Here is a 12,542-nt window from a genome sequence, read left to right on the forward strand (position 1 = left end):
TCAGATTGACAGCTTCTTGACGCGCTTGCCGCCATATAGCAGGTTTACGATGGCACGCGTACCGACAATCGCGGTAAACATCGACGTCGCCACACCGATACCGGTAGTAATCGCGAACCCTTTAATTGCCCCGGTACCCACTGCGTACAGGATGATGACTTTAATCAGCGTGGTGATGTTCGCATCGAAGATAGAACTGAATGCGCCACGATAACCTTCATCAATTGCCTGTTGAACAGTACGTCCGTTGCTCAACTCTTCTTTAATACGTTCGTTGATCAGTACGTTCGCATCGACCGCCACCGCAAGGGTTAAGACGATACCCGCGATACCTGGCATACTCAGCGTTGCGCCTGGCAACAGCGACATAATGCCGACGATTAAGATCAAGTTGGCAATCAGAGCACTGGTCGCAATCAGACCAAACTTCTTATAGAAGATGATCATGAACAGAATAGAAACCAGCAGACCGGCAAGGCAAGCCTCCAGCCCCTGTTCAATGTTCTGCATACCCAGGGTTGGGCCAATGGTACGTTCTTCAACAATCTGAATCGGCGCGATCAACGCACCGGCACGCAGCAGCAGTGACAGCTGACGGGCTTCGTTCGGGTTGTTGATGCCGGTGATACGGAAGCTGTTACCCAGACGAGACTGGATGTTGGCGATGTTAATCACCTCTTCCTGTTTCACCAGAACCGCACGACCATTTGCATCTTTCTTACCGCTGTCTTTGTACTCCACAAACAGGGTTGCCATCGGTTTGCCGATGTTGTCCTTAGTGAAGTTAGACATGATGTTACCACCAGCGCTATCGAGCGAGATGTTAACCTGCGGTTGGTTGTATTCGTCCTGGCTGGAAGTGGAGTCGGTGATATGGTCACCGGTCAGAATTACGCGTTTGTACAGCACAACTGGCTGACCTTCGCGGGTCTGTTTCACTTCAGAGTCGCCCGGTACGCGACCGGATGCCGCAGCGGCCTGGTCAACGTTGGTGTTTACCAGACGGAATTCCAGCGTTGCCGTCGCACCCAGAATCTCTTTCGCACGCGCAGTGTCCTGAATACCTGGCAGTTCAACAACGATACGGTCAGCACCCTGACGCTGAACCACCGGCTCCGCCACGCCAAGTTGGTTTACACGGTTACGCAGGATATTGATGTTCTGCTGCACCGCATATTCACGCGCTTCACTCAGACGAGCATCGCTCATTACCGCACGCAGCTGGTTGCTGCCCTGGCTACTAATCACCAGGTCCGGATGGCGCTTGCTCAGATACGCAATGGCTTCATCACGAGCTTTAGCATCGCGGAAAGTAATGCTCAGGCCGTAGTTGTTTTCTTTACGAACGGTGGTATACGGGATGCCCTTTTCACGCAGATCGCTGCGCAGGCTATCGATATTTTGTTCCTGGAGTTTGCCAAGCGCGGTGTCCATATCCACTTCCATCAGGAAGTGAACGCCGCCACGCAGGTCAAGGCCGAGCTTCATCGGCTCAGCGTGAATAGCTGCCAGCCAGCGCGGCGTTGCCGGGGCAAGGTTAAGCGCCACGACGTATTTGTCACCCATAACGCCCATTAATGCTTCACGAGCGCGCAGCTGGGTGTCAGTGGAGTCGAAGCGCGCAAGAATAGCGCCCTCTTCCAGTGCCACAGACTTAGCAGTTATTTTTTCTTCTTGTAACGTTTTCTGGACCTGGATCAGCGTTTGCTCACTGGCGGCGACTCCGCGCGCACCAGTGATCTGAACAGCCGGATCCTCACCAAACAGGTTGGGAAGCGCATACAGCAGACCGATGACAATCACCACGATCAGCATGACGTACTTCCACAAAGGATAACGGTTTAACACGGCAATTCCCTTAGGGAAAAATTTTAATTACAGCGCCTTCATGGTGCCTTTCGGCAGGACGGCAGCTACGAAGTCACGTTTAATAACTACTTCAGTGGTGTCATTCAGCGCGATAGCAATGTAGCCGTTTTCCGCTACTTTGGTTACGCGACCAACCAGGCCACCGTTCGTCAGAACTTCATCACCTTTGGCAATGGAGTCCATCAGCTTTTTGTGTTCTTTGGTGCGCTTCTGCTGTGGACGCAGGATCATGAAATAGAAAATCAGACCGAATACCACCAGCATCAAAATCAAAGACATCGGGCTACCTTGCGCCGGTGCACCCGTTGCCGCTACCGCATCAGAAATAAAAAAGCTCATTAAATTTCCCTCATTATTAATATTAATCAACGTTCAAAGGTGGTACTTCTCGCCCCTGACGCTGGTAAAAATCAGTTACGAAGCTCTCTAATTTACCCTCTTCAATAGCCTTGCGTAAACCCGCCATCAAACGCTGGTAGTAACGAAGGTTATGAATGGTGTTGAGTCGCGCGCCTAATATTTCGTTGCAACGGTCAAGATGATGCAAGTAAGCGCGTGAATAATTGCGACAGGTGTAGCAATCACACTCAGGATCGAGTGGGCCAGTATCGCTCTTATACTTCGCATTGCGGATTTTCACCACGCCATCGGTCACGAACAAATGACCATTTCGGGCGTTGCGGGTTGGCATTACGCAGTCAAACATATCGATACCACGACGTACGCCTTCAACCAGGTCTTCTGGTTTACCAACGCCCATCAGGTAACGCGGTTTGTCTGCCGGAATTTGCGGGCATACATGCTCCAGAATGCGGTGCATATCTGCTTTCGGCTCACCCACAGCCAGACCGCCGACAGCGTAGCCATCAAAACCGATATCTACCAGACCTTTAACAGAAATATCACGTAAATCTTCGTAAACGCTGCCCTGAATGATACCAAACAGCGCATTTTTGTTTCCGAGACTGTCAAAACGCTCACGGCTACGCTTCGCCCAACGCAGAGACATCTCCATGGAGCGTTTTGCGTAATCCCAGTCAGCAGGATACGGCGTACACTCATCAAAGATCATGACGATATCCGAACCAAGATCGTACTGAATCTCCATTGATTTTTCAGGATCGAGGAAAATCGGATCGCCGTTGATCGGGTTACGGAAGTGCACGCCCTGTTCGGTGATTTTACGAATATCGCCAAGGCTGAAGACCTGGAAACCGCCGGAGTCGGTGAGGATCGGCCCCTTCCACTGCATAAAATCGTGCAGATCGCCGTGCAGTTTCATGATTTCCTGGCCCGGGCGCAGCCACAGGTGGAAGGTGTTGCCGAGGATAATTTGCGCGCCAGTGGCTTCAACTTCTTCCGGCGTCATCCCTTTTACGGTGCCGTAGGTGCCAACAGGCATAAAACAAGGCGTTTCCACTACGCCACGATCAAAGACCAGGCGGCCACGGCGTGCGCGACCGTCGGTGGTGTCCAGTTCAAATTTCATTTTTTCTCCACTACGTCAGAAAAACAGTCCAACGTTTTAAACCAGCGCCGCGGAATTACTCCCCGACGCGCTCATTAATTGCCTGCGGATTGTACGTGATAAACATCGCATCACCGTAACTAAAAAAGCGATATTTCTCTTCTACCGCTGCTTTATAGGCATTCATGGTGTGTTGATAACCGGCAAAGGCCGAAACCAGCATAATCAGCGTCGATTCCGGCAGGTGGAAGTTTGTCACCAGCGCATCGACCACTTTGTACTGGAAGCCCGGATAGATAAAGATTTGGGTATCGTCAAAGAACGGTTCGATAAGATCGTTTTTCGCCGCCTGAGCCGCGCTTTCCAGCGAACGTACTGAGGTGGTGCCAACCGCAATCACCCGGTTACCGCGCGCTTTCGCCGCCAGTACCGCGTCTACCACATCCTGCGGCACTTCAGCGTATTCCGAGTGCATGATGTGATCTTCAATGGTGTCGACGCGCACCGGCTGGAAGGTGCCCGCACCAACGTGCAACGTCACAAACGCCATCTCCACGCCTTTGGCGCGTAATTTTTCCAGCAAAGGTTCGTCAAAATGCAGACCTGCGGTCGGGGCTGCAACCGCGCCCGGTTTTTCGCTATAAACGGTTTGATAAAGTTCGCGGTCAGCGTCTTCGTCCGGACGGTCGATATACGGCGGCAGCGGCATATGGCCGATGCTGTTGAGAATATCCAGCACCGAGCGTTCATCATTAAATTCGACTTCAAACAGTGCGCCGTGGCGCGCGGTCATTGTTGCGTTAATACTTTCGTCATCGCCCAGCAGCAGTTCTGCGCCAGGTTTTGGCGCTTTCGAGGCGCGAATATGCGCAAGAATGCGTTTGTCGTCGAGCATCCGTTCAACCAGCACTTCAATCTTGCCGCCGCTGGCTTTACGCCCAAACAGGCGCGCCGGGATCACGCGGGTATTATTAAAAACCAGAAGATCGCCGGGGTTGAGCTTATCAAGTAAATCGGTGAAAGTACCGTGCGTCAGCGCGCCCGTCGGCCCGTCCAGCGACAGTAAACGACAGCTACTGCGTTCAGGCATGGGATAGTGGGCAATCAGGGATTCGGGCAATTCAAAGGAGAAATCGGTAACGCGCATGACACTGACTCAGACTAAAATAAGAGGCGGGTAGTCTAGTGCCGGGGCGCTCTCCCTGCAACCTTTACCCCCTTTTGGATAGAATATAATCGATGAATTTTTTAGCTCACCTGCATTTAGCCCATCTCGCGGAAAGCTCGCTTTCCGGCAATTTACTGGCTGATTTCGTACGCGGAAATCCTGAAGAAAGTTTTCCGCCCGACGTCGTGGCTGGCATTCATATGCATCGACGTATCGACGTATTAACCGACAATCTGCCGGAAGTCCGCGAAGCACGGGAATGGTTTCGTAGTGAAACTCGCCGCGTTGCGCCTATTACGCTGGATGTCATGTGGGATCACTTTCTTTCCCGCCACTGGTCGCAGCTGTCGCCGGACTTTCCGCTACAGGAATTTGTCTGTTATGCCCGCGAGCAAGTGATGACGATTTTGCCGGACTCACCGCCACGTTTTATCAATCTGAACAATTACTTGTGGTCAGAGCAGTGGCTGGTGCGCTATCGCGATATGGATTTCATCCAGAACGTGTTAAACGGCATGGCAAGCCGCCGCCCACGTCTGGATGCCCTGCGTGACTCCTGGTACGATTTAGACGCTCATTATGACGCCCTCGAAACCCGCTTCTGGCAGTTTTATCCGCGGATGATGGCGCAGGCGTCACACAAGGCGTTATAAAACGTTAGTTCATCCATACCGTAGCCGAAATGGCAGGCAAAGCCAGAATCCCGTTTGTCAGTTGCCCATGGCCTTCTTTGCGTTGCCATTGCGCGACATTAAGAAACGGTGACGCGGGGAGCACCACTTCACAGGCCTCGCCACGGTTGATTGCCACCAGTACACGTTGCTGATTCAGCACGCGGACAAATACCACTACGTTATCTTCCGCATACAGCACCTGACAGCCGCCACGACGCAGCGCCTGACTTTTCTTACGCAGCGCAATCATTCGCTGGTACAGCGCGAATAACGCCGTATCCTGCTTTTCCACCTGCCAGGGGAACGGTTTACGGCAAAACGGATCGTTTTTGCCATCCAGTCCTACTTCATCACCGTAATAAATGCACGGTACACCAGGCCAGGTGAACAGCCAGACCACCGCCAGCGGCAGGCGCGCAATATCCCGACCGAGCAGCGTTTTAAATCGCGCAGTATCGTGGCTGTCGAGCTGATTAAACATACGTAATTGTTGTTGATGAGAAAGCCCTGCGCGGTAATTATCCATCCAGGCCATACAGGTTTGGGCATCAATTTGCTGCGGATCGTAAGAGATATCGGTATTGGCAAGAAATCCCCACAACGGGAATGTGAAGCCACGATAGTTCATGGCGGCATCTTCCACATCGGCCTGTAACCATTGCCGTGCATCGCCAAAATGTTCGCCGACAATATACGCTTCCGGCTGGGTTTCTTTCGCCGCTTCGGTGATCCCAGCAACGTGCTGCATATTATTGCGCGCCCCACCCGCCTCCCCCAGCATATGCACCACATCCAGCCGCCAGCCGTCCATACTCCACGGCGCTTTCAGCCAATGGCGGACAATACTGTCTTCCCCGCGATAAATTTCATTCACCAGACTTTCCGACTGATAATCCAGCTTCGGCAAGCTGGCATAGCCAAGCCAGTCGAGCGCCGTGCCATCATCACTAAACGAGTACCAGTCGCGCCAGGGCGATTCAGGGTTGTGACAAGCTCCCCCCGTGCCACGATTGTGCCTGTCAAACCAGGCATGGGAATCGCCACTGTGGTTAAACACGCCATCCAGCACCAGCCGCATTCCCAGCTGCTGCGTATTGTGGCGTAAGCGCAGCAACGCCCCATCACCGCCAAACTGCGGATCGACATGGCGATAATCCTCGGTATCGTATTTATGTACGCTGGGAGCTTTAAACACCGGATTGAGATACAGCGCCGTCACGCCAAGCTTTTTCAGATACGGCAGTTTTTCGCTTATCCCGTCCAGATCGCCGCCATAGAACGTTGATCCGCCCGCCTGCGCCGTGACCGGTTCATCCCAGTCACGCAAGATGATCTCTTGTCCGGCTGCATGATGGTAATAGACATGATCCTGTTCAGCTTCACGAGGAAGACTACGCGCAAAACGATCAGGGAAGATCTGATAAAAAATCTGATCCGCAGCCCATTGTGGGCCGATATCCGGTACATCGACGGCAAACTGCTCCAGTCGTGCCGGCGGCATTCGGCTGAAGCCCTGCGGTGTAAACCAACGCTGGCGATCGTGCCACAGCAGTTTGAAACTGTAACGCCGCCGGGGTTGTCCGCTGGAGAGATCAATCGCCGCACGCCATGCGGTGACGCCAGGCTGCTGCTGACTGCGCTGCTTATGCATCGATACTGACATTTCTTCGTTATCGTGTTCTGTACGCAGCATAATGCGCTGCGGTGGGTCTTCGCCCGTCAGCCACAGTGTAATGAGCAGTTGATCTTTGCTTTGTTTAACAAATGGGGGCACCGGCAGGTGCCATGCATTTAACATCATAATTCCCCTGTGATGAAAATCTGATCACCTTGCCATAGCCTAATGCAGGATCACTCATCATCTGAAGGATATTTGGGGGAGGAGGACGGGGGCGGATAACTTTCGGAATAGCCGGATCAGGATTTCCTCCTGAACCGGCTTACAGAACGCAAGGATTACTGGTTTTCAGCCAGCTGACGATCGTGGCGGCGTTTAAACATCCAGCCAATCAACAGCACAACAATCCACGCGAAACCGACATACAGCGAGATACGCGTATCCGGGTGATAACCAATCAACCCGATAATAAAGAGCAGGAAAATCAAACCGCCGATGGTCGTTGCTACCCCACCCGGCACTTTAAATTTCAGCGCCTTAACTTCTTCTGGCGGCAAACGGCGACGGAAGGCAATTTGCGACAGCAGGATCATAATCCACACCCACACCGTGGCGAAGGTTGCCAGCGAAGCGATCACCAGGAAGACGTTTTCCGGCATGATGTAGTTCAGATACACCGCAAACAGCAGCGCGGTAGTCATCACCAGCACCGTAACCCACGGAATACCGCGACGCGACGTTTTGCTGAAAATTTTCGGCGCGCTGCCCTGCTCTGCCATACCGTGGAGCATACGGCCTACGCCAAATACGTCACTGTTAATTGCCGACAGCGAAGCAGTCAGCACAACAAAGTTAAGAATGCTGGCGGCAAAGGTAATGCCCATATGCTGGAACGTCAGCACGAACGGGCTACCGGCAGTGCCAACCTGATTCCACGGGTAGATAGACATAATGACGAACAGCGTACCGACGTAGAACACCAGAATACGCATCGGCACGGAGTTAATCGCACGCGGTATCGATTTCTCAGGATCTTTCGCTTCACCGGCGGTAATCCCGATAATTTCGATCCCACCGTAAGCAAACATCACCATTTGCAACGACATCACCATCCCAAGCCAGCCGTTACTGAAGAAGCCGCCGTTGCTCCACAGGTTATGAATACCGGTCGGTTGCCCGCCGTTGCCAATCCCCCAGATGATGATGCCGAAACCGGCGACAATCATGATGATGATGGTGGCGACTTTAAAGAACGAGAACCAGAATTCCAGCTCACCGAAGACCTTCACGCTCATCAGGTTTACGGCGCAAATGATCAGCACCACGCTCAGTACCCAAATCCAGTGCGGCACCGTCGGGAACCAGACACCCATATAGATACCAAAAGCGGTCACATCGGCGATGGCGACAATAAGGATTTCAAAGCAATAGGTCCAGCCGGTAATGTAACCTGCCAGCGGGCCGAGGTTTTCCTGCGCATAACGCGAGAAAGAGCTGGCTGCCGGGTTATGTACCGACATTTCCCCCAGCGCACGCATAATGATATACGCCGCGATACCACCGATAATATAGGCCAACAACACGCTCGGACCGGCCATTTTGATGGCGTCTGCCGAACCGTAAAACAGCCCGGTGCCAATTGCTGAACCCAGTGCCATAAAGCGTATGTGGCGGGTACTTAGCCCACGCTTTAGCTTGTTCTTACTTTCCATCAATTCCTAACCCATCAACACAATAAAAAACCACGGGGCATCGCAGCCCCGTGGTTAAAACAAATGTTCAGTGATTTAGTGAGCGCTGGAGGTCACCTGACGACCTGCCGCGCGATCCCAGATAATGGCCAGAACCACCATCACCACTGTTGGCATTAACCACGCCAGACCTTGTTCGGCCAGCGGTAAACGCTGCGCCCAGGACGGTAAGATATCGCTGAATGCAGATGCTTTGATCCCGTCGAGAATACCAAAAAGCAGGCTGATAAACATCGGCGGAGCAATCACGCGGGACGAATTATGCCACCATGAGCGTGTAAAACTTAATACAACCAGTGCGATACACGGCGGATAAATAGCGGTCAGCACCGGTACGGAGATCTGGATCAGCTGGCTTAAGCCGAGGTTAGAAACCACCATCGAGAAGCCGCCGAGGATAAACACCAGCGTACGATAAGAGAGCGGTACGTACTGGGCAAAGAATTCTGCACAAGCACAGGTCAGGCCAACTGCCGTTACCAGGCAGGCGATGAAGATTAACGCCGCCAGCAGGAAGCTACCGCCGCCGCCAAAGGTGTGCTGAACGTAAGCATGCAGAATAGCAGCGCCGTTTGCAGACTGATCGACCAGCGACGCGCTGTCTGAACCCAGACGGAACAGCGCCAGGTACAGCAGAGTCAGACCAACACCCGCCATCAGGCCAGCCCAGACGGTATAACGGGTCAGCAGACGCGCTTCGGTAACGCCACGAGAACGCGCCGCGTTAACAATAACGATACCAAACACCATTGCGCCCAGCGTATCCATGGTCAGATAGCCGTTAACGAAGCCGTTAGAAAACGCAGCGTTTTGATAAGCCTCAGTCGCCGTGCTGATAGAACCCGCCGGCCAGACAATCGCGGCAACAGACAGGATGACCAGCGCGATAATTTTCAGCGGCGCAAGGAAGTTGCCCACGGTATCCAGCAGCTTGCCCGGATAGAGCGAAACCAGAATAACGATAGCGAAATAGACCAGGCTGTAGATAAACAGCGGCAGCGCGGAATCACCCGTCAGCGGCGCAATCCCCACTTCAAAGGAAACGGTAGCTGTACGCGGCGTAGCGAAAAGCGGCCCCACCGCCAGGTAACAAACCGTTGCCAGCAGTACGCCAGCGACTTTACCGATTGGCGTGCTGAGGCTGTCAACACCGCCGCCAACTTTTGCCAGCGCCACTACCGTTAATACCGGCAGGCCAACGGCAGTAATGAGGAAGCCGAATGCCGCAGTCCAGACGTGTTCGCCTGCCTGCAAGCCGACCATTGGAGGGAAAATAATGTTACCTGCGCCGACGAACAACGCAAATGTCATAAAGCCCAGAGCGATGATATCGCGCGATCTTAATTGATGGGTCATAAATCATACTGCCTGTGGATGTGGTGTTGTAACGTTAAATTTTTGTGCCAATCCCTGGGGATGATACAGCGGTATATTTAAACAATTTTAGCGGGAAATACTCCCAACCAGGCGCGGCGAAGAATAGTTTTTCGATTTACCGCGTTAATGCAGTCAGTATGACAGCACCTGAAGCGCAATTTAAACGCTTATAACGTTTTAAAGCAAGGAGGGATCTAAAAACCAGAGGTATATAGCGATAAGAAATCACCAACCAGTATAAAACACTATTTCCGTGAAAAAGACATGGCTAATCATGCGAACAAAAAATCACCAACCGTTGTAAAATCTAACGCCCGTATTTTGACTGCAAAGAAAATAAGCCAGCATCGACTGGCTTATGGCAATAAAAGATGACAAAGGCGGATTAATCGCTGTTTTTGGCAATTAAACGTTCCGGGATAACAAAACTGAAACGTGTTCCTTTTCCTACTGTACTCTCAATATTCAGGCGACTTTCGTGATGATTCACAGCATGTTTCACGATCGCTAACCCTAATCCGCTACCGCCGGTTTGCCGGGAACGCGCTTTATCAACGCGATAAAAACGCTCGGTCAGGCGCGGAATATGCTCCGCTGCAATGCCCGGTCCGTTATCTTCAACGCTAAATTCGGCACCGTGCGGCACTCGCTGCCAGCGTACGGTGATATGCGTGCCTTCTGGAGTATGATTCACGGCGTTATAGACCAGGTTCGAAATCGCACTGCGTAGCTGATCTTCGTTGCCAGACACTTTGAGGCCGTTATCTATCTCAAAGGTAAATGTCTGTTTTTTCTGACTCAGAGTCTGAGCCTCACGCTCAACAACGCGCAGCATCATCGGCACATCAACCTTTTCATTGAGCAAATGCGTCGGTGCGGCTTCTATTTTCGACAGCGTCAGCAACTGCTTCACCAGCCCTTCCATCCGCTGGGTCTGCTCGCGCATGGTGTGCAACGCTTTTTCGCGTACCGCGCCTTCCAGCGGCTGCTCATCCATCATCTCCAGGTAACCCTGTAACACGGTCAATGGCGTGCGTAACTCATGGCTCACGTTGGCAAAAAAGTTACGCCGCGCCCCTTCCAGTTGATGCATTTGCGTGACATCACGCGCCACCATCAGCAACTGTTTGTGGGTATAAGGCATGACGCGAATTTCCAGATGCCGCCCGGTGTTGAGCACCAGATTGAGCGGGCGAGAAAAATCACGCGTTTTCAGATATTGCGTAAACTCCGGGTAACGCAGTAGGTTAAGGATGTTCTGCCCGTTATCTTCCGGCCAGCGCAAACCAAGAATTTGTTGCGCCAGACCGTTACACCAGAAAATACCGCCCTCTTCCGTGGTCAGCACCACCGCGTCGGGCAGCGACTCCGCGCCGCTACGAAAGCGTTTAATCAGATTGCCCAGTTCACGGCGGCGTTTTTTATTTCGCAGCTGCATCTGGTGTAAGCCGTATAGTAGCGGTTCCCAGCTACCACGCCCCGGTGGCGGGGTCATACTGCGATCCACCCACAGCCACCATGAAAGGCGCAATAAATTCCAGAAATGCCAGATAAGCAGTCCTGTTACCGATGCCAGCAAAAACCAGGGCAGGTAACCAAAAAATGCACCCAGGATGAAAGCCGGGAGGCAGCAAAGTAGCAGCTCCAGCACCAGCCTTTTCCACGACAGCCGTTCCAGCACGTAAGATACTCCAGTTAAGAAATCATAAGCCCTGCTCTGCGTCCGATGAGCAAGGCGTTAAAAGCGGGTTGAAAAACGATATCCTGTACCGCGCACGGTCTGCACCATGCGGTCATGCCCGCCGGGCTCCAGTGCTTTACGCAGGCGACGAATGTGGACATCGACCGTGCGGTCTTCCACATACACGTTAGTTCCCCAGACGTGGTTTAACAGCTGCTCGCGGCTGTACACGCGCTCAGGATGCGTCATAAAAAAGTGCAGCAGTTTAAATTCTGTCGGCCCCATCTCCAGCGGCTCTTCACCCGCCATCACCCGGTGAGATGTCGGGTCGAGACTTAGCCCCTGCATCTCGATCACCTCTTCCACCGCCATTGGCGAAATACGGCGCATTACCGCTTTGATTCGCGCCACCAGCTCCTTCGGCGAAAACGGCTTGGTGATATAGTCATCCGCCCCGGTTTCAAGGCCGCGCACGCGATCTTCTTCTTCCCCTCTGGCGGTCAACATCACCACTGGAATATCCCGGGTCATCGACTCGCGCTTGAGGTGTTTGATGAACTGGATACCGGAGCCGCCAGGTAACATCCAGTCAAGGAGAATTAAATCCGGCCAGGGTTCATTCAGTTGATTCACAGCACTGTCATAATCTTCCGCTTCGACCGGCTGAAAGCCATTTTGTTCGAGCACGAAGCAGACCATTTCGCGAATTGGAGCTTCATCTTCTACGACCAGAATACGTCTCGCCATGATTTGCCCTGTTGTAATAAATAGGTTGCGATCATTAATGCGACGTCATTATGCGTCAGATTTATGACAGATTTATGAAAAGCTCGTCGCACATATCTTCAGGTTATTGATTTCCGTGGCGCAGAAAAAAGCAAATGGCACATCTGTTTGGGTATAATCGCGCCCATGCTTTTTCGCCAGGGAACCGTT

The 12,542-nt window shown here is 52.6% G+C and carries 10 protein-coding genes; 1 reads left to right on the top strand and 9 read right to left on the bottom strand.

Annotation, left to right across the window (positions count from 1 at the left end; all coding sequences use genetic code 11):
• From secD to queA, 4 genes are read right to left on the bottom strand one after another with little or no spacing between them, the layout of a single operon-like run.
• Complete coding sequence (secD, locus tag QZF50_RS02815) at positions 1-1,848, bottom strand: protein translocase subunit SecD (RefSeq protein WP_000934822.1); 1,848 nt, start codon at positions 1,846-1,848, stop codon at positions 1-3.
• Positions 1,849-1,875: 27 nt separating this feature from the next.
• On the bottom strand, positions 1,876-2,208 hold the full coding sequence (yajC, locus tag QZF50_RS02820; protein WP_000007629.1) for a preprotein translocase subunit YajC: 333 nt from the start codon (positions 2,206-2,208) through the stop codon (positions 1,876-1,878).
• A gap of 22 nt (positions 2,209-2,230) precedes the next feature.
• Positions 2,231-3,358 carry a tRNA guanosine(34) transglycosylase Tgt gene (tgt, locus tag QZF50_RS02825; protein WP_000667319.1) on the bottom strand — a complete coding sequence of 376 codons (1,128 nt, stop codon included), beginning with the start codon at positions 3,356-3,358 and terminating at the stop codon, positions 2,231-2,233.
• A gap of 55 nt (positions 3,359-3,413) precedes the next feature.
• On the bottom strand, positions 3,414-4,484 hold the full coding sequence (gene queA / locus QZF50_RS02830) for a tRNA preQ1(34) S-adenosylmethionine ribosyltransferase-isomerase QueA (RefSeq protein WP_001266503.1): 1,071 nt from the start codon (positions 4,482-4,484) through the stop codon (positions 3,414-3,416).
• A gap of 92 nt (positions 4,485-4,576) precedes the next feature.
• Here queA and acpH point away from each other — a divergent pair, with 92 nt between their 5' ends.
• Positions 4,577-5,158, top strand: a complete 582-nt coding sequence (acpH, locus tag QZF50_RS02835; RefSeq protein ID WP_001009884.1) for an ACP phosphodiesterase — start codon at positions 4,577-4,579, stop codon at positions 5,156-5,158.
• 4 nt (positions 5,159-5,162) lie between these two features.
• Here acpH and malZ read toward each other — a convergent pair whose 3' ends face one another.
• From malZ to phoB, 5 genes are all read right to left on the bottom strand, one after another.
• A complete protein-coding gene (malZ, locus tag QZF50_RS02840; RefSeq protein WP_001299113.1) occupies positions 5,163-6,980 on the bottom strand; it encodes a maltodextrin glucosidase in 1,818 nt (605 codons plus the stop codon).
• A 155-nt stretch (positions 6,981-7,135) separates the two neighbouring features.
• Positions 7,136-8,509 (bottom strand): proline-specific permease ProY, encoded by a 1,374-nt coding sequence (gene proY, locus QZF50_RS02845; protein WP_001295329.1) that lies wholly within the window; start codon positions 8,507-8,509, stop codon positions 7,136-7,138.
• Between the two features lie 75 nt (positions 8,510-8,584).
• Entirely contained in the window at positions 8,585-9,904 is a 1,320-nt protein-coding gene (brnQ, locus tag QZF50_RS02850) for a branched-chain amino acid transporter carrier protein BrnQ (RefSeq protein ID WP_000149639.1), read from the bottom strand.
• 406 nt (positions 9,905-10,310) lie between these two features.
• Entirely contained in the window at positions 10,311-11,606 is a 1,296-nt protein-coding gene (gene phoR, locus QZF50_RS02855; protein WP_000893600.1) for a phosphate regulon sensor histidine kinase PhoR, read from the bottom strand.
• A 57-nt stretch (positions 11,607-11,663) separates the two neighbouring features.
• On the bottom strand, positions 11,664-12,353 hold the full coding sequence (gene phoB / locus QZF50_RS02860; RefSeq protein WP_000113933.1) for a phosphate response regulator transcription factor PhoB: 690 nt from the start codon (positions 12,351-12,353) through the stop codon (positions 11,664-11,666).
• Between the last annotated feature and the right edge of the window lie 189 nt (positions 12,354-12,542).

Source organism: uncultured Escherichia sp., from assembly GCF_948475835.1.
GTDB lineage: Bacteria > Pseudomonadota > Gammaproteobacteria > Enterobacterales > Enterobacteriaceae > ECMA0423.